The sequence below is a fragment of the Pseudomonas sp. LAMO17WK12:I10 genome (genome assembly GCF_900215185.1).
GTDB lineage: Bacteria > Pseudomonadota > Gammaproteobacteria > Pseudomonadales > Pseudomonadaceae > Aquipseudomonas > Aquipseudomonas chlororaphis.
This window is the reverse complement of record NZ_OBDX01000012.1, coordinates 168,416-184,950: the sequence shown is the minus strand read 5'-3', so window position 1 is coordinate 184,950 and position 16,535 is coordinate 168,416. Positions and strand designations below refer to the sequence as shown.

General features: G+C 60.2%; 18 protein-coding genes and 1 tRNA gene. 5 read left to right on the top strand and 14 right to left on the bottom strand.

The window, feature by feature from the left end; all coding sequences use genetic code 11:
* The 6 genes from CRO75_RS15495 to dapA form a co-directional block, all read right to left on the bottom strand.
* The coding region (locus CRO75_RS15495) for a helix-turn-helix domain-containing protein (RefSeq protein WP_177409751.1) at positions 1–115 on the bottom strand (115 nt) is incomplete at its 3' end.
* Between the two features lie 514 nt (positions 116–629).
* Positions 630–719: transfer RNA gene (locus tag CRO75_RS15490), tRNA-Ser, on the bottom strand.
* Between the two features lie 84 nt (positions 720–803).
* On the bottom strand, positions 804–1,514 hold the full coding sequence (purC, locus tag CRO75_RS15485) for a phosphoribosylaminoimidazolesuccinocarboxamide synthase (protein ID WP_007930242.1): 711 nt from the start codon (positions 1,512–1,514) through the stop codon (positions 804–806).
* A 28-nt stretch (positions 1,515–1,542) separates the two neighbouring features.
* Positions 1,543–2,301 carry an MBL fold metallo-hydrolase gene (locus tag CRO75_RS15480; protein WP_025805026.1) on the bottom strand — a complete coding sequence of 253 codons (759 nt, stop codon included), beginning with the start codon at positions 2,299–2,301 and terminating at the stop codon, positions 1,543–1,545.
* Between the two features lie 4 nt (positions 2,302–2,305).
* Positions 2,306–3,418 carry an outer membrane protein assembly factor BamC gene (bamC, locus tag CRO75_RS15475; RefSeq protein ID WP_009042591.1) on the bottom strand — a complete coding sequence of 371 codons (1,113 nt, stop codon included), beginning with the start codon at positions 3,416–3,418 and terminating at the stop codon, positions 2,306–2,308.
* Between the two features lie 17 nt (positions 3,419–3,435).
* Positions 3,436–4,314 (bottom strand): 4-hydroxy-tetrahydrodipicolinate synthase, encoded by an 879-nt coding sequence (dapA, locus tag CRO75_RS15470; RefSeq protein WP_009042590.1) that lies wholly within the window; start codon positions 4,312–4,314, stop codon positions 3,436–3,438.
* A 327-nt stretch (positions 4,315–4,641) separates the two neighbouring features.
* On the opposite strand from dapA, the gene CRO75_RS15460 reads away from it, so the two are divergent.
* Both CRO75_RS15460 and CRO75_RS15455 read left to right on the top strand, forming a co-directional pair.
* Positions 4,642–5,202 (top strand): glycine cleavage system protein R, encoded by a 561-nt coding sequence (locus CRO75_RS15460; RefSeq protein WP_007930238.1) that lies wholly within the window; start codon positions 4,642–4,644, stop codon positions 5,200–5,202.
* A gap of 10 nt (positions 5,203–5,212) precedes the next feature.
* The gene (locus CRO75_RS15455; RefSeq protein WP_007930237.1) at positions 5,213–5,686 is read left to right on the top strand and encodes a peroxiredoxin; all 474 of its coding nucleotides are present in this window, start codon (positions 5,213–5,215) and stop codon (positions 5,684–5,686) included.
* Positions 5,687–5,759: 73 nt separating this feature from the next.
* Here the strand turns inward: CRO75_RS15455 and CRO75_RS15450 are convergent, their stop codons facing one another.
* Together CRO75_RS15450 and CRO75_RS15445 are read right to left on the bottom strand one after the other, a co-directional pair.
* The gene (locus tag CRO75_RS15450; RefSeq protein ID WP_097136575.1) at positions 5,760–6,830 is read right to left on the bottom strand and encodes an AI-2E family transporter; all 1,071 of its coding nucleotides are present in this window, start codon (positions 6,828–6,830) and stop codon (positions 5,760–5,762) included.
* Positions 6,831–6,871: 41 nt separating this feature from the next.
* A complete protein-coding gene (locus CRO75_RS15445) occupies positions 6,872–7,111 on the bottom strand; it encodes a sulfurtransferase TusA family protein (RefSeq protein WP_097136573.1) in 240 nt (79 codons plus the stop codon).
* A gap of 97 nt (positions 7,112–7,208) precedes the next feature.
* Here CRO75_RS15445 and CRO75_RS15440 point away from each other — a divergent pair, with 97 nt between their 5' ends.
* Positions 7,209–8,642, top strand: coding sequence for a M48 family metalloprotease (locus CRO75_RS15440; protein ID WP_097136571.1), 1,434 nt, complete (start codon positions 7,209–7,211; stop codon positions 8,640–8,642).
* Between the two features lie 76 nt (positions 8,643–8,718).
* Here CRO75_RS15440 and CRO75_RS15435 read toward each other — a convergent pair whose 3' ends face one another.
* From CRO75_RS15435 to rpoE, 4 genes are all read right to left on the bottom strand, one after another.
* Positions 8,719–10,146, bottom strand: a complete 1,428-nt coding sequence (locus CRO75_RS15435; protein ID WP_009042588.1) for a DegQ family serine endoprotease — start codon at positions 10,144–10,146, stop codon at positions 8,719–8,721.
* A gap of 246 nt (positions 10,147–10,392) precedes the next feature.
* Complete coding sequence (locus tag CRO75_RS15430) at positions 10,393–11,355, bottom strand: MucB/RseB C-terminal domain-containing protein (protein WP_097136569.1); 963 nt, start codon at positions 11,353–11,355, stop codon at positions 10,393–10,395.
* A gap of 8 nt (positions 11,356–11,363) precedes the next feature.
* Positions 11,364–11,951, bottom strand: coding sequence for an anti sigma-E factor RseA C-terminal domain-containing protein (locus tag CRO75_RS15425; protein WP_009042586.1), 588 nt, complete (start codon positions 11,949–11,951; stop codon positions 11,364–11,366).
* A gap of 31 nt (positions 11,952–11,982) precedes the next feature.
* A complete protein-coding gene (gene rpoE, locus CRO75_RS15420) occupies positions 11,983–12,564 on the bottom strand; it encodes an RNA polymerase sigma factor RpoE (RefSeq protein WP_007930230.1) in 582 nt (193 codons plus the stop codon).
* A gap of 570 nt (positions 12,565–13,134) precedes the next feature.
* On the opposite strand from rpoE, the gene nadB reads away from it, so the two are divergent.
* A complete protein-coding gene (gene nadB, locus CRO75_RS15415; protein ID WP_009042585.1) occupies positions 13,135–14,751 on the top strand; it encodes an L-aspartate oxidase in 1,617 nt (538 codons plus the stop codon).
* Here the strand turns inward: nadB and CRO75_RS15410 are convergent.
* Together CRO75_RS15410 and CRO75_RS15405 are read right to left on the bottom strand one after the other, a co-directional pair.
* On the bottom strand, positions 14,720–15,172 hold the full coding sequence (locus CRO75_RS15410; RefSeq protein ID WP_092417791.1) for a protein YgfX: 453 nt from the start codon (positions 15,170–15,172) through the stop codon (positions 14,720–14,722). The genes nadB and CRO75_RS15410 overlap by 32 nt on opposite strands.
* Entirely contained in the window at positions 15,156–15,410 is a 255-nt protein-coding gene (locus tag CRO75_RS15405; RefSeq protein ID WP_007930227.1) for a succinate dehydrogenase assembly factor 2, read from the bottom strand. Before CRO75_RS15405 ends, CRO75_RS15410 begins: the two co-directional genes overlap by 17 nt.
* A gap of 149 nt (positions 15,411–15,559) precedes the next feature.
* On the opposite strand from CRO75_RS15405, the gene CRO75_RS15400 reads away from it, so the two are divergent.
* Positions 15,560–16,501, top strand: a complete 942-nt coding sequence (locus CRO75_RS15400) for a folate-binding protein YgfZ (protein WP_097136567.1) — start codon at positions 15,560–15,562, stop codon at positions 16,499–16,501.
* Positions 16,502–16,535 lie beyond the last annotated feature (34 nt).

The following is a 16,535-nucleotide window of genomic DNA, read 5'->3' as shown; positions in this document are numbered from 1 at the left end:
CGTGGAATGCATCCGCTAATTCAGCTTGGCTGGAGAAGGGATGGGCTTGTGCAAGCTTGACTAGCATTGGGTACTGCTCTGCGGTAATCGCGGGCGGGCGTCCGATTCTAGGCATGACTTCGAGGCTGTCCAGGCAGAAGAAATGGTAACTTTAGTTTATTTTGTCTACACCTTCTGAACATATCGAGCGCATCAACTACCGCACGTACATGCGGTGGATTTTCCGCGTTCTCCTCACGTATGTCGTACTTCCAATTCAGCACCCAGTAGTCGTCCGAGCCCACCGCTCTGGAGATCAGGTCAGGATCGTAACTGTCCTTGATGCCAAGGTGCTTATGGACATCGCACAACATCTGCAGAATCAATTTTTCGGTAGCGGATGGATTCACGGCTTTCCTCCTTGGAAGCATCTGATGTGGCCCTTACAAGGAAGGGCTCATTGATACTGCCAAATAGCCATGAAAACCGATAGAGCCTTAACGCAACGATATATTACTTGCCGACCTATGGCGGCCCATTGCGACCTGAACTGGTCAAATTCTGCCCTAGAAATGCCCTAAGCCAGCCTCCAAAAACGACGAAGCCCCTGAAAACTTTAACGTTTTCAGGGGCTTCGGCTACTTCAATAATGGCGGAGAGATAGGGATTCGAACCCTAGGTACCCGCGAAGGTACAACGGATTTCGAATCCGTCCCATTCGGCCACTCTGGCATCTCTCCAACGGCGCGCATCATAACAGCACCTTTGCCCGAAGCGAAGCCCCTCGGGCAAATTTTTTCCGTGCTATCAGTCGGTTGCGTCGATTACAGCGGTACGCCCAGACGATTGGCGACTTCTTCGTAGGCTTCGATCACATCACCGAGCCCCTGACGGAAGCGGTCCTTGTCCATCTTCTTGCGGGTTTCCTTGTCCCACAGGCGGCAGCCATCCGGGCTGAACTCGTCGCCCAGGACGATCTGGCCGTGGAATACGCCGAACTCCAGCTTGAAGTCCACCAGCAGCAGGCCAGCGTCGTCGAACAGCTTGCTCAGGACTTCGTTGACCTTGAGCGACAGTTCTTTCATGCGCGCCAGTTGTTCGGCGGTGCCCCAGCCGAACGCCACGACGTGGGATTCGTTGATGAACGGGTCGCCCTTGGCGTCGTCCTTCAGGAACAGTTCGAAGGTATAAGGGTTGAGTTTCAGACCCTCTTCCACACCCAGGCGCTTGACCAGGCTGCCGGCGGCGTAGTTACGCACGACGCACTCGACGGGAATCATGTCCAGCTTCTTCACCAGGCACTCGTTGTCGCCCAGCAATTTGTCGAATTGGGTCGGCACGCCGGCCTCTTCGAGCTTTTGCATGATGAAGGCGTTGAACTTGTTGTTCACCATGCCTTTGCGATCGAGCTGCTCGATACGCTTGCCGTCGAACGCCGAGGTGTCGTTGCGAAACAGCAGGACCAGGCGGTCGGCGTCGTCGGTCTTGTAAACCGATTTGGCTTTGCCACGGTAGAGTTCTTCACGTTTTTCCATGATGGGCTCCGCTTGCTAAGTAGGTGGGCTAGGCGATGTGGCGCCAGTCGAGCCCTGAATCTTGATCGGCCAGTTGCAGCCAGTCCGGGTCGCACCCGAGGGTGTCGACAAAACATTGCCGGGCCAGCTGCGGCAGGTTGTTCTTGCTGCTGAGATGGGCCAGTACCAGATGCTGCAGGTCCTGCCAGCCCAACTCGGCCACCAGGCTTGCGGCCTGATGGTTGTTCAAATGTCCCATTTCCCCACCGACCCGCTGCTTGAGGAAATACGGGTAGTAACCTCGGGCCAGCATGTCGCGGCAGTGATTGGCCTCGATCATCAAGGCATCCAGCCCGCGATAGCGGTCGATCACTGTGTCGCAGTAGGAACCCAGGTCGGTCAGCAGACCGAAACGCCGCTGGCCGTCACTGAACACGTACTGCACAGGTTCCAGCGCATCATGGGCGACGCGGGTCACGTCGATACTCAAGGCACCGACCTGAAGCGTCTCGCCCCCGGCGAGAAAACCCGCGGCTTCCACCGGTTTGCGCATCCCGCGCAAGGTGCCGCGACTGAGGTAGACCGGTAAATTGTAGCGCCGAGACAGCAAACCCACGCCATGCACGTGGTCGGCATGTTCGTGGGTTACCAGAATCGCGCTCAGCTGCGCGGGGGCTACCCCCAGACGCAGCAGGCGCCGCTCGGTTTCGCGCAAGGAGAAACCACAATCCACCAGGACGTAGGTGTCGTCACTGGCTATCAGCGTGCCATTCCCTTGACTACCACTGCCGAGAACGGCGAAACGCATCGGATCAGCCCAGGTTGTCCTGAATCACAGTCAAGACCTTACGCGCCACTTCAGGCGGCGCAACGGTGTTGATGTCTTTCTCGACGGTGACCTGGACGTTGTCGCCCACCTTACTCAGGCGAACCTGATAACGCTCGGCGCGGGCCTCGATTTCTTCCTTGGCCGGTGCGCTGCCGAACAACTTGCCGAAGAAGCCCGGCTCGTCGTTTTTCTTCTCGGCTTTTTCCGCCAGGTTGATGTAGTACAGGCCCAGGCTGCGGTTGATGTCTTCAACGCGCCACTCGCCCTGTTCCAGGGCGCGGCCGACGCTCGACCAGGCACGATCGAGGTCTTCGCCGAGGTTGAGCACCACGTTGCCGCTGCCGTCTTCGGTGAGGCTGACACGGCTAGGGGTATCGAAATCACGCGCGGCCAGCAGGGAGACAGAGCCGCCCTTCTCGGCGCTGCGGCTCATGCTGGCGAGCATTTCGTCGACCAGCGCGGCATCCAGGCTGGTGTTGACCGAGCGGTTGGTGAAATCGACGCTGGACGTGCTGCCGGCAGGACGCTCGGCGCTGACCACGTAGACTTCACTGGTATTGCGCTGCACGCCTGGCTCGATACGCACCCGCACGCGGGTTTCGTTATCGGCCGAACCTACGCTGCCCAGGCGCTTGGCCATGGATGCGGAGAGCTCGTCGGAACGCTGCCAGGCGGTGGTGAACTCGCCGGTTTGCGGACGTTGCTCGTCAATACGGAAACCGTTGTCCTGGAAGAACTGCATGGCCACCGGCCAGACTTCGGCCGGGGCGTGCTGGGCCATGACCCAACGCGCATCGCCGCTCTTCTGCAGGGTGTAGTCGCTGGCATCAGCCACCGAGCCCAACGGCTGCGGACGCGGCACGATGTATTCGCCCTTGACGGTGTCGTCGGCCACGTTGCGCGGAATCGGCAGCAGCGGATCGAGGCGCTTGGAGGTGCTGACATCCGACGGCAGTTGCATCGGTGCGGTCTGTTGCGCTTGCAGGTAATCGCTGCCGCGGTCACGGAAGTAGCCTTCCGGCCCCCAAATCCAACCGCAGCCACTGGTGCTGGAGATAATCAAGGCAAGTGCGGAAAGTCCGGCCAATCGCTTCATGCGTAGTACTTCCTCAATTAAACCAATACGCCGGACTGGCGCATGGCCTGCCGCAGCGGTTCGTGACAGGCAGCACTGAGCCAGGTGAGCGGCAGACGGATACCGTTCGCCATCAAGCCCATCTCGCACAGGGCCCATTTCACGGGAATAGGGTTGGATTCGATAAACAGCGTCTTGTTGAGCGGCATCAGCTTCTCGTGGATCGCCCGGGCGGTGGCGGCATCGCCACGCATCGCGGCGGCGCACATCTCGCTCATGGCTTTTGGCGCCACGTTGGCGGTCACCGAAATATTGCCCTTGCCGCCCAGCAGGATCAGCTCGACGGCGGTTGCGTCGTCGCCGGAGTACACCAGGAAGTCGCTGCTCACACCGGCCAGGATGTCCTTGGCGCGCTGCAGGTCACCGGTGGCTTCCTTGATGCCGATGATGTTCGGCACGGTCGACAGGCGGATCACGGTCTCGGCCTGCATGTCGCAAGCGGTGCGGCCCGGCACGTTATAGAGGATCTGCGGGATATCGACGGCTTCGGCAATGGCACGGAAATGCTGATACAGGCCTTCTTGCGTCGGCTTGTTGTAATAAGGGGTCACCAGCAGGCACGCGTCGGCACCGGCGATCTTCGCGTTGGTGGTCAGCTCGATCGCTTCGCGCGTCGAGTTCGCGCCGGTACCGGCGATCACCGGGATACGCCCTGCAACCTGAGCGACCACGCGACGAATCACTTCGATGTGTTCGTTCACATCGAGGGTAGCCGACTCACCTGTAGTGCCGACCGCCACAATGGCGTTGGTGCCCTCTTGCAGGTGGAAGTCCACCAGTTTGCTCAGGCTGTCCCAGTCGAGACGACCCTGTGCATCCATGGGTGTGACCAGTGCCACCATACTGCCCGCAATCATGCAACCGCTCCTGCCGGAAAAAGAGAGCGGTAATGGTACTGGCGCCAAGATGCTTGCACAAGCGAAGTACCGCGCTGCGAGCATTCCCCTGAGCGATGTATTTCGCTACCCTTCAGGCTTTGATCGGTACTGCTAAGCTTGTACGCCGGGTTCCAGCCTCCCTTTTCGGCATCCGAAGCCCCAATCCTGTGTTGCCGCCCTTCGCTCTCGCCTTTTATGGAGCTCGTTGCAACTTGGCGGTTCAGGGCTTCTGAAACCGCATCCGGACGTTTACCCAGTACTCGAGCCTGCAAAAGTATCGACCGCTCATCGCTTTAGGAATGCTGCATGTCCACCCCCACAGTCCGCGAACAATTCCTTGTCATCAGTGCCCTCGGCGCCAACCCCATGGAGCTGACCAATGTCCTGTGCCGCGCCAGCCATGAAAACCGTTGCGCCGTGGTGACCTCCCGCCTGACCCGCCATGGCGAGTGCAGCGCGCTGGTCCTGGAGGTTTCCGGCAGTTGGGATGCCCTGGCGCGCCTGGAGGCCGGCCTGCCGTCGCTGGCGAAGAAATACGCTTTCACCGTCAACGTAGTGCGCAGCGCGGCCCTGGAAAACCGCCCGCAGGCCCTGCCTTATGTGGCTTACGTCAGCGCCGCCTACCGCCCGGACATCGTCAACGAACTGTGCCAGTTCTTCATCGACCACCATGTCGAGCTGGAAAACCTGACCTGCGATACCTATCAGGCCCCGCAGACCGGCGGCACCATGCTCAACGCCACCTTTACCGTGACCTTGCCGGCCGGCACCCAGATCAGCTGGCTGCGCGATCAGTTCCTGGACTTCGCCGACGCAATGAATCTCGACGCGTTGATCGAACCCTGGCGCCCACAGAACCCAATGTAAGGAAGCCCCAATGGCCGTTGCCATCGACCAACCTGTTGCCCACTTCGAAGCCCCGGCCACCAGCGGTCAGACCGTCAGCCTGGCCGCGCTCAAGGGCAAGCAGGTGGTGATCTACTTCTACCCCAAGGACAGCACCCCGGGCTGCACCACCGAAGGCCAGGGATTTCGTGATCAATACGCCGCGTTCAAGGCCGCCAACACCGAGGTGTTCGGCGTCTCCCGCGATGGCCTGAAGTCCCACGAGAACTTCAAGTGCAAGCAGGAATTCCCCTTCGAGCTGATCAGCGACAAAGATGAAGCCGTCTGCCAGCTGTTCGACGTGATCAAGCTGAAGAAGCTCTACGGCAAGGAATACATGGGTGTCGATCGCAGCACCTTCCTGATCGACAAGAATGGCGTGCTGCGCCAGGAATGGCGTGGCGTGAAAGTGCCAGGCCACGTGGATGCGGTACTGGCTGCCGCGCAGGCGCTGAACAAGGCCTGAGCGCGGTAACCGACTAAAAAAGGGGGGCGGCTGATTCAGCCGCCCCCCTTTTCATTTCCAGAGCAGGGCCGCTCTAGAGCAAGGGCGCCACAACCGGCTCCTTGCGTGGCCAGGCATCCAGTACCGCCTTGAACAGGGTGGCCAGGGGAATCGCGAAAAACACCCCCCAGAAGCCCCACAGCCCGCCAAACAGCAACACCGCACAGATGATCGCCACCGGATGCAGGTTCACCGCCTCGGAGAACAGCAGCGGCACCAGCACGTTACCATCCAGGGTCTGAATGATCCCGTAGACCGCCATCAGATAGATGAACTGGTCGCTCCAGCCCCATTGGAACAAGGCGATCAACGCCACCGGCACGGTCACCACCACCGCTCCGACGTAGGGCACCACCACCGAAATCCCCACCAGCAGCGCCAGCAGGGCCGCGTAATTCAGGCCCAAGGCCACGAAGGCGATGTAGGTCACCCCGCCGCAAATGACGATCTCGATCACCTTGCCACGAATGTAATTGGCGATCTGCCGGTTCATTTCCTGGGCCACCCGGGTGATCAGGGCCCGCTCGCGCGGCAGGTAACCGCGCACCCACTGGCTGATCATCGCCCGGTCCTTGAGAAAGAAAAACACCAGGATCGGCACCAGCACCAGGTAGATCATGATGTTGACCAGCAGTGGCAGGCTGGACAGCGAGAAGGTCAGCGCCCACTGGCCGAACTTGCCGATCTCGCCGCGCGCCACCTCGATCGCCTGCAACACCTGTTCGTCGGACACCAGGTGCGGATAACGCTCCGGCAACAACAGAAGCAACGATTGCCACTTGGCGAGCATTCCCGGCAGCTCGTTGAACAAAGTAATCAACTGGTGCCACAACAGCGGCACAACGACCACGATGAACACCAGCAGCAGCCCCATGAACAAGGCAAAGACCAGACCCACCGCCGCCCCGCCAGGCAAACGCCAGCGTTCCAGCGTGAGCACCAGCCCCTGCATCAGATAGGCCAGCACCATCCCCGCCAACACCGGCGCAAGCATGCCGCCCAGGGTCAGCACCGCGGAGAAGGCCAGGAACAACAGAACGGCCAGTACCACGGCCTCTTCATCGGAGAAGTAGCGCTGAATCCAGTCGCGTAACACTTTGAACATCAATGATCCTTAGACAGAGGCGCGATGATTTCCAGGGCGGTTCAGGCCTTCTTCAGCCAGTAACGATAGACCCCGGCTTCGTCTTCCTCGCGAAGCAGGGTATGACCGGCCAAACGGGCAAAGGTGCGAAAATCGCGCTGGGAGCCGGCATCCGTGGCAATCACCTTGAGCACCGCGCCGCTGGCCAGGCGATTGAGTTCCATCTTGGCCTTGAGCAGCGGCAGCGGGCAGTTCAGTCCGCTGGTATCGAGCTCGGCGTCGTGGGCTACAGCATCAGTCATTGCGTCACTCCGGGAGGGTCGTCAAGGTGCCTAGAATATCTGGTCCAAGGCCTGGTGTCCGGCTACAGTAGACTCTTTGTCGACTAAGGCTTTGTGCATGACTTTTTTGCGCCCTACCCTGCTGACGCTCGCTTGCCTGCTCGCCTCACCAGGCTTCGCCGACGACCTGCCATCACTCGGTGACGCCAGTTCTGCCATTGTCTCGCCCCAACAGGAACACCAACTGGGCCGCGCCTGGCTGGCGTTGCTGCGCAGCCAGGTTTCGCAACTCAACGACCCGCAACTCAAGGATTACGTCGAAACCAGCGTCTACAAACTGGTCGAGACCAGCCAGGTCAACGACCGGCGTCTCGAGTTCATTCTGATCAACAGCCCGCAGCTCAACGCGTTTGCCGCTCCCGGCGGGATTGTCGGGGTCAACGGTGGACTGTTCCTCAACGCCCAGACCGAAGGCGAATATGCCTCGGTGCTGGCTCACGAATTGGCGCACTTGTCGCAACGCCACTTCGCCCGTGGCGTCGAAGCCTCGCAACGCATGCAGGTGCCAATGATGGCTGCCCTGCTGGCAGGGATCGTGATCGCCGCGGCGGGCGGTGGTGACGCCGGGATCGCCGCCATTGCCGGCACCCAGGCCGCGGCCATCCAGGAACAACGGCGCTTCTCCCGGCAGAACGAGCAGGAAGCCGACCGCATCGGCATCCTCAACCTGGAAAAGGCAGGTTATGACCCGCGCTCCATGCCGACCATGTTTGAACGCCTGATGCGCCAATACCGTTTCGACGCCAAGCCGCCAGAGTTCCTGTTGACTCACCCGGTCACCGAATCGCGGATCGCCGACACCCGCAACCGCGCCGAACAGGCCAAGGCCGGCGGCAAGGAAGATAGCCTGCGTTACCAACTGATCCGCGCACGAGTACAACTGATCTACGAAGACTCCCCCGGCATGGGCGCCAAGCGTTTCCGCGCCCAGCTCGACGAAAACCCGAAAAACGACATCGCCCGCTACGGCCTCGCCATCGCCCAGATCAAGGGCAGCCAGTTCAACGAGGCCCGGGAAAACCTCAAGCAGCTGCTGGCCAAGCAGCCTAACGACATCACTTACAACCTAGCCCAGATCGACCTGGATACCGCCACCAGCCGCTTTTCCGACGCCCAGGCCCGGGTGGATAAAATGCTTGCGCAGTATCCGGGCAACTATCCACTGAACCAGGTCCGGGTCGATCTGCTGCTCAAGCAGAATCGCCCAGCGGACGCCGAAAAGGCCCTGGAAAGCCTGCTCAAGACCCGCTCCGACGATCCGGACGTCTGGTACTCGGTGGCGGAAACCCGTGGCCTGTCGGGCAATATCATCGGCCTGCATCAGGCGCGGGCCGAATACTTTGCCCTGGTCGGCGACTATCGCCAGGCGATCCAGCAGCTGGATTTCGCCAAACGTCGCGCTGGCAGCAACTTCCCCCTGTCTTCACGGATCGACGCACGTCAGCGTGAGCTGATGGACCAGGAGCAAATGGTCAAGGACATGATGCGCTGAGCCCAGCCGGCGCCCACAAAAAAGCCCGCCTCTTTCGAGGCGGGCTTTTTATTGCGCGATCAATCCGCTACACGGATTACTCGGCCAGCTTGAAGGTAATGAAGCTGGCACGTCCCTGACGCAGAACCCGCATCGATACCGAACGGTTCTTCGGCAGCGCCTGGGCGATTTCAGTGAAGTTCTTGGTCGAAGTGATCGCCTGATTGTTCAGGTGAGTGATCACGTCGCCCGGCTGCAGGCCGATCAGCGCGGCGGGACCATCCTGAACTTCCTTGATCACCACACCGCCCTTGAGGTCGTAGGTTTTCTTCTGCTCATCGGTCAGCTCGACCACCGCAACGCCCAGACGATTGCTGCTGCGCTCGACACCGGACTTGCCAATGGCGTCCAGGGCCTTGTCTTCGTCCGGAATCGCACCAACGGTCAATTCGACGTTCTTGCGCTTGCCGTCACGAATCACTTCCAAATTGGCTTTCGCACCCGCCTTGAGGGCACCGACCAAATGCGGCAGGTCCGCCGACATGATGATCGGTTGACCATTCATGCTCAGGATCACATCACCCACCTGCAGGCCGCCCTTGGCCGCCGGGCCGTCGTCCTGGATCTGCGCCACCAGCGCACCGGCCGGTTTCTCCAGGCCGAAGGACTCCGCCAGGTCTTTGTTCACTTCCTGGATAACCACGCCCAGCCAGCCGCGGCTGACTTTGCCACCGGCTTTCAGCTGGTTGGAAACGTCCATGGCGACATCGATCGGGATGGCGAAGGACACACCCATGAAGCCGCCGGAACGGGTGTAGATCTGCGAGTTGATACCCACCACTTCACCGGCCAGGTTGAACAGCGGACCACCGGAGTTACCCGGGTTGATCGGCACATCGGTCTGGATGAACGGCACGTAGTTTTCGTTCGGCAGGCTACGACCGATGGCGCTGACGATGCCCTGGGTCACTGTGTGGTCGAAACCAAACGGCGAGCCGATGGCCACTACCCACTGGCCAGCCTTCAGGTCCTGGGACTTGCCCAGCTTCAGCACCGGCAGGTCCTTGCCATCGATCTTCAGCAACGCCACGTCGGAACGCGGATCGGTGCCGATCAGCTTGGCTTTCAATTCGCTGCGGTCGGCCAGGCGGACAAGGATTTCATCCGCGTCGGCAATCACATGGTTGTTGGTCAGGATGTAACCGTCCGACGAAATGATGAAACCAGAACCCAGGGACTGGGCTTCACGCTGGCGATCGCCCCGTGGCGAACGCGGCTGCGGCGGCATGCCACGCTCGAAAAACTCGCGCAGCATCGGCGGCAGACCTTCGAGGTCCGGCATCTGGGCGGAAACCTTGCGGTCCGGGAGCTTCTGCGTGGTACTGATGTTGACCACTGCAGGCGACGCCTGCTCGACCAGTTGTGTGAAGTCAGGCAAGTCCGCCGCCTGCGCGGTAACGGCCTGACCGAGCACCAGCACAGTAGCGAAAATGGAGAGATAGGATTTCAAACGTGGTATCGACATACGGCTCCCATTACAACGAGCGTGGTTAAGCGATAGGGACAAGAAATACCAGGCGACTCGCGCAGTACTTTTGTCCCGGAAACGACAAACAAGGCCAGAACCTAGTGGCTCTGACCTATAAGAAAAAACAGGGGGTTTTGCAAATGAAAATGTTCACCGAACATTTAGATATCTCGATTGCAGAGCTGGCATTGCAGACCTCTTACACAACCAACATTAACGCTCGATGAACACCTGGGGCTGTACTCACTGCGCCTTGGGCGCAGCGGCGTCGGTACGCATCGACAAGGCGATCCGTTCGGCGGTACCGATAGGTATCTCACCCACCACCGTTACCATCATCTCGCCTTCAGGCGTGGTCAGGCGTCGGGATACCGCCACGGTCGGGCCCAGTTGAGTGCGGGTGTCGGTCACCGCCGCACCATTGAGCGGTTCGAGGAACACCGAGAAGCGGGCAAGGCCATCGTCATACATCAGGCTATTGACCATGGTCTTGGTGTCGGGATCTTTACGCGCACTGCTGCTGGTCAACTCGAAGCCTGGCGGCAGCCAGTCGGAATGCCAGGCCTGCGCAGCCTTCACCGCGGAAGCCTTGTCGCTGTCCAGGGCCACGGCCTTGCATTCGGCGCTGGCCTGCAGCTCGCTGTCCTTCGGCACATCCGCCGTATCCAGGCGAGTGAACTGGAAGCGTTCGAGCAACTGCCCCTTATCGTTCAACAGCAGCGATTTCAGCGGCAGGCCCGTCTCGCGGTCCAGATGCAATTCAAAACCATAACGGTGCTGGTCCCGCGGGGTCAGGGAAACAATGACCGCGGAACGCCCAGCCACACGCGACTTGCCGATGACGGCAAGGTCGTACCAATTCTTGAGCTTTTCTGGATCGAGTGAGTGGGCCGAAGAGTTGGGGGCGTCCCCCAGTCCAGCCACCAGCGTACCGCTGACACATTGGGTACGCCCATCAACACGCACAACCTCTTGAGCGGAACCGTCGAGCTGAATCAGTCGCTCGCGGACCTGGCCATCCTGAACGCGATGCCAGATGTTATGGGTAGAAAAACTACCATTACGCTCGTAGACGAAAGTACCCTGAAAGCTTTGCTGCTGTTCGGCTTGCCCAAGACGTTTCAACCAATCCTGAGCTTCGTCGGCGTGGGCTGGAACAATGAACCAGCCACTGAGCAGAAGCGAGAGTAGAGGGATGGCGCGCATGATCCTCCTTAACGGTTTTCCAGGCTCGCCGCACGAGCGTAAGGCAGAGCGCTTTCAGTGCCCTTCAGTGCAGCTTGTTGAGCATGCTGACGCAGGTAGCTTGGCAGACGCTGATCGTGCCAGCCTGGCTGACCTTGCAATACGCCGTTGGCCATAGGGCCAGTGGCTTCCGAACTCTCATTGTAGCCGGCCAATACAGCTGGGCCTTTCACTTGAGGAGCGGCCAGGGTTGGCTGGTTCGATTGCTGTGCCAGTTCGACACCAGCGATCTCGTCCTGGTTGTACAGGCGAACACCCGCCAATACGGCAACGGTCACCGATGCGGCAACAGCCAGGCGACCCAGGCTACGCCATGGACCACGAGTGGCCTTGGCCGGTACGGCTTCGTCAGCCAGCGCAGCAGAAACAGCCGCGGCGATGTCCAGACGCGGAAGCAGCAATTCCTTGTGCATGGCCGCCCGGGCGATCTGGTAACGAGCCCAGGTCTCACGGGTTTCCACTTCGTCGACGGCATTCAATACCCGACGTAATTCCAGTTCGTCCGCTTCGTTATCCATCACCGCGGACAGCGATTCCTGCAGGGCTTCACGACTCATGGCGGTTCCTCTCTTGGCTGTCGCCGCTGTCTCAGGTTTCCTGCAACAACGGCTGCAGGGCTTTATCGATGGCTTCCCGAGCGCGGAAAATCCGGGAGCGCACGGTACCCACCGGACACTGCATGACGCTGGCAATGTCCTCGTAACTCAGACCATCGAATTCACGTAAAGTTAAAGCCGTACGCAAATCTTCTGGCAGTTGCTGAATGGTTCGATGGACGGTGCCTTCGATCTCATCCCGCAGCAATGCACGCTCCGGCGATTCGAGATCCTTGAGGCCATGATCGCCATCGTAGAACTCCGCATCCTCGGAACTGACATCGCTATCCGGCGGCCGGCGGCCGCGCGAAACCAGATAGTTTTTCGCCGTGTTGATGGCGATACGATACAGCCACGTATAAAACGCACTGTCACCGCGGAAATTACCAAGCGCACGGTAAGCCTTGATAAAGGCTTCTTGTGCAACATCCTGGGCTTCATGGGTGTCGTGCACAAAACGCACGATCAACCCGAGAATTTTGTGCTGGTATTTCAGCACTAGCAGATCGAAAGCTCGCTTATCGCCGCGCTGAACGCGCTCGACCAGCTGCTGATCCTCTTCCTGGGTTAGCATGAACACTCCTCGATAAGCTCGGAGGAGGCTTGCATAACTAAACGATCAGGCTTGCAAACATAGACTCGGGCTTTTCGCAAAAGTTCTCCCCCTCCAAGCAAGTTTCCTGCGGGCTCTGATTTGGCACGCACGAAAAACGCAGCGCGGGCAAGGCCGGCTGCGCAAATAATCCTGTCGTCGAATTGAGTTGCATGACCACAACACAAGTCCTGCATAAAAACCGACGCTGTCCCTTCTATCAGGCAACCTTCTATTGAGTTTGGGGCCGTGTCAAAAGTTCCCAATCTTTATAGCTGTGCAGAGCGAACATTGTGTAACCATGAAGAGAAAAAGGTTGCTACATCTTCGATACAGTCGCCAGCTCCCCGATTTGACGGAAAATTCGAGCCACCCATCACTGCCTCGCAAGACCGTCTTTCTCGCCCCCATAATTTCATAATGCCACGAAGGCACCGCTATTGTGCCGATCCCCCCCTCTATATACTAGTGGGCTGCATGGCTGCTTTGACTCGCCGATCCAGGCGTCTTGCGCCAACCCCGACCCGGGTCGCTTTTGAGCGGAATCTTCCAATGAGCCAACAGTTTCAACACGATGTTCTGGTGATAGGCAGCGGCGCTGCCGGTTTGAGCCTTGCGCTGACCTTGCCTGGTCATCTGCGCATTGCCGTATTGAGCAAGGGCGATCTCGCCAATGGCTCGACCTATTGGGCTCAGGGTGGCGTCGCGGCAGTGCTGGACGACACCGATACCGTCGAATCCCACGTCGACGACACCCTCAATGCCGGTGGCGGCCTGTGCCATGAAGACGCCGTGCGGTTTACCGTCGAACACAGCCGCGAGGCCATTCAGTGGCTGATCGACCAGGGCGTGCCCTTCACCCGTGACGAGCAATCGGGCAATGAAGACGGCGGTTTCGAATTCCACCTGACCCGCGAAGGCGGCCACAGCCATCGCCGCATCATCCATGCCGCCGACGCCACCGGCGCGGCCATCTTCACCACATTGCTGGAGCAGGCCCGGCAACGCCCGAACATCGAGCTGCTGGAGCAGCGGGTCGCCGTCGATCTGATTACCGAAAAGCGCCTGGGACTGGAAGGCGATCGCTGCCTCGGCGCCTATGTACTCAACCGCGCCACCGGTGAAGTCGACACCTACGGTGCGCGTTTTGTCATCCTTGCTTCCGGCGGGGCCGCCAAGGTCTACCTCTATACCAGCAACCCCGATGGTGCCTGTGGCGATGGCATCGCCATGGCCTGGCGTTCGGGCTGCCGGGTGGCCAACCTGGAGTTCAACCAGTTCCACCCGACCTGCCTCTACCATCCGCAGGCCAAGAGTTTCCTGATCACCGAAGCCCTGCGCGGCGAGGGAGCACACCTGAAGCTGCCCAACGGCGAACGCTTCATGCCGCGTTTCGACCCGCGTGCCGAACTGGCGCCACGGGATATCGTCGCCCGGGCCATCGACCATGAAATGAAGCGCCTGGGTATCGATTGCGTGTACCTGGACATCAGCCACAAACCGGAAGCCTTTATCAAAAGCCACTTCCCGACCGTGTACGAGCGCTGCCTGGAATTCTCCATCGACATCACCAAACAGCCGATCCCGGTGGTACCGGCCGCGCATTACACCTGCGGCGGGGTGATGGTCGACCAGCAGGGCCGCACCGACGTTCCGGGCCTGTATGCCATTGGCGAAACCAGCTTTACCGGCCTGCACGGCGCCAACCGCATGGCCAGCAACTCGCTGTTGGAATGCTTCGTCTATGCCCGCTCCGCGGCAGCCGACATTCTCGAGCAACTGCCGCAGATCGCCATTCCGATCGCCCTGCCCGCCTGGGACGCCAGCCAGGTCACCGACTCCGACGAAGATGTGATCATTGCGCACAACTGGGACGAACTGCGGCGATTCATGTGGGACTATGTCGGCATCGTACGCACTAACAAGCGCCTGCAACGGGCTCAGCACCGGGTACGCCTGCTGCTGGACGAAATCGACGAGTTCTACAGCAACTACAAGGTCAGCCGCGACCTGATCGAGTTGCGCAACCTGGCCCAGGTCGCCGAGCTGATGATTCGTTCAGCCATGGAGCGCAAGGAAAGCCGGGGCCTGCATTACACCCTCGACTACCCGAACCTGCTGCCCGAGGCACTGGACACTATTCTGGTGCCACCCACCTACGGCGACTGAACTTGAGCCGCACGCGCAGGCGCCGATGCACATCGGCCGCCTGCGCGTCCCGCGGCACACAGACCGACCTCACCCAGCGCTCGCCCGGCAGGCGAAAACGCAACACCACCAGCAATGGCAGCGCCAGGCTGTCAGGCCGCAGCTGCACCGGCCGCCAGCCCTGCCCGGCGCACCACAACTGCCAGCCATCGGCATTACGACGCAGACCGCTGAAAGCCGAGGGATGATTCAGCAGAATCCGCCGCGGCAACGCCCAGACTCCGTGGCCCAGGCACAGCAGAACCCCGAGCAGACGGGCCCAGAGCGGAATATCGAGCATCAGCAAGGCGCCCAGCGCGAACAGCTGGGCCAGGAGATAGGCCGCCAGCAATTGCCTGGAAGGCTGCCAGCGGCATTCGAAGGCGTTACTTGGGTTGGACACGATCCAGGATCATGCGGACCATGCGTTGCAGCTCGGGATCTTCGGATTCGGAGCGCTCCATGAACCAGCCGAACATGTCCTGATCTTCGCATTCGAGCAGCCTGACGTAACAGGCACGATCAACATCGTTCAGATGCGGATAGACTTCTTTCACGAATGGCACCAGCAACACGTCCAGTTCCAGCATGCCGCGGCGGCTGTGCCAGTAGAGGCGGTTCAATTCAACATCTTCGACCATGGAGCGCTCCTCAAATAGAGCGCAAGTATACAGCCCGACGGACACCAGAACAGTCGGCTTTGGTCGGTCACCACCCATCCTTTGTGAACTACCCATTTCAAGGGCGCCCCCTTATGATGTTCGCCAGACTTTTTACCCTGCGATGACCCATGGCTGATTCCGCTTTTTTCTGCTCCCTGTCCCACGAGGGCGTTCTCGCCGTCCGCGGCCCTGATGCCAGCAAGTTCCTTCAGGGCCAGCTGACCTGCAATCTCAATTACCTCAGCGATAGCCAATCCAGCCTGGGCGCCCGTTGCACCCAGAAAGGCCGCATGCAATCGAGCTTTCGCATCCTGCTCGAAGGCGATGGCTGCCTGCTGGCCATGGCCACCGAGTTGCTGGAGCCGCAACTGGCGGACCTGAAAAAATACGCCGTGTTTTCCAAGGCCAAGCTCAGCGATGAAAGTGCCCTGTGGGCGCGCTTCGGCCTGGGCAACGCCGATACGCTGCTGGCCGGTCTCGGGCTGGAACTGCCGCCGGAAGACGGCGCGGTCGCCCGCAACGACGGCCTGATCGCCATTCGTGTTTCAGCGGACCGGACCGAGCTCTGGGCCCCCGCAGATCAAGCTGAGGTCTTGCGCGAAAAGCTGGCCGCGCAACTGCCCGAAGGCGACCTCAATCAATGGTTGCTGGGCCAGATCCGTGCCGGCATCGGCCAGGTCATGCCGGCCACTCGTGAGCTGTTTATCCCGCAGATGCTCAATCTGCAGGCCATCGGCGGCGTCAGTTTCAAGAAAGGCTGCTATACCGGCCAGGAAATCGTCGCGCGCATGCAGTACCTGGGCAAACTCAAGCGCCGCCTCTACCGCCTGGCCTTGAACGCCGAAGAGTTGCCGGAACCCGGCACCCCGCTGTTCTCCCCGACCCACGGCAGCTCCATCGGTGAGGTGGTGATCGCCGCGCGCGCCGAACAAAACATTGAACTCCTGGCCGTACTGCAAGCCGAAGCTGCAGAGGATGGCAATCTCCATCTTGGCGCGCTCGAAGGTCCCGGGCTGCACCTGCTGGACCTGCCCTACCAGCTGGATCGCGATCGAGAAATCCAGCGCTGATTGCCGCAACTTCCTGCAATACCCCTAGAGAACA

What these genes read in the sequence shown, in the direction of transcription:
- CRO75_RS15405 (WP_007930227.1), bottom strand. Translation starts at nt 15,410, where the DNA reads ATGGTCGAAGATGTTGAATTGAACCGCCTCTACTGGCACAGCCGCCGC.
- CRO75_RS15400 (WP_097136567.1), top strand. Translation starts at nt 15,560, where the DNA reads ATGGCTGATTCCGCTTTTTTCTGCTCCCTGTCCCACGAGGGCGTTCTC.
- bamC (WP_009042591.1), bottom strand. Translation starts at nt 3,418, where the DNA reads ATGAAGCGATTGGCCGGACTTTCCGCACTTGCCTTGATTATCTCCAGC.
- CRO75_RS15450 (WP_097136575.1), bottom strand. Translation starts at nt 6,830, where the DNA reads ATGTTCAAAGTGTTACGCGACTGGATTCAGCGCTACTTCTCCGATGAA.
- nadB (WP_009042585.1), top strand. Translation starts at nt 13,135, where the DNA reads ATGAGCCAACAGTTTCAACACGATGTTCTGGTGATAGGCAGCGGCGCT.
- CRO75_RS15435 (WP_009042588.1), bottom strand. Translation starts at nt 10,146, where the DNA reads ATGTCGATACCACGTTTGAAATCCTATCTCTCCATTTTCGCTACTGTG.
- CRO75_RS15460 (WP_007930238.1), top strand. Translation starts at nt 4,642, where the DNA reads ATGTCCACCCCCACAGTCCGCGAACAATTCCTTGTCATCAGTGCCCTC.
- dapA (WP_009042590.1), bottom strand. Translation starts at nt 4,314, where the DNA reads ATGATTGCGGGCAGTATGGTGGCACTGGTCACACCCATGGATGCACAG.
- CRO75_RS15455 (WP_007930237.1), top strand. Translation starts at nt 5,213, where the DNA reads ATGGCCGTTGCCATCGACCAACCTGTTGCCCACTTCGAAGCCCCGGCC.
- CRO75_RS15425 (WP_009042586.1), bottom strand. Translation starts at nt 11,951, where the DNA reads ATGAGTCGTGAAGCCCTGCAGGAATCGCTGTCCGCGGTGATGGATAAC.
- CRO75_RS15440 (WP_097136571.1), top strand. Translation starts at nt 7,209, where the DNA reads ATGACTTTTTTGCGCCCTACCCTGCTGACGCTCGCTTGCCTGCTCGCC.
- CRO75_RS15480 (WP_025805026.1), bottom strand. Translation starts at nt 2,301, where the DNA reads ATGCGTTTCGCCGTTCTCGGCAGTGGTAGTCAAGGGAATGGCACGCTG.
- purC (WP_007930242.1), bottom strand. Translation starts at nt 1,514, where the DNA reads ATGGAAAAACGTGAAGAACTCTACCGTGGCAAAGCCAAATCGGTTTAC.
- CRO75_RS15430 (WP_097136569.1), bottom strand. Translation starts at nt 11,355, where the DNA reads ATGCGCGCCATCCCTCTACTCTCGCTTCTGCTCAGTGGCTGGTTCATT.
- rpoE (WP_007930230.1), bottom strand. Translation starts at nt 12,564, where the DNA reads ATGCTAACCCAGGAAGAGGATCAGCAGCTGGTCGAGCGCGTTCAGCGC.
- CRO75_RS15445 (WP_097136573.1), bottom strand. Translation starts at nt 7,111, where the DNA reads ATGACTGATGCTGTAGCCCACGACGCCGAGCTCGATACCAGCGGACTG.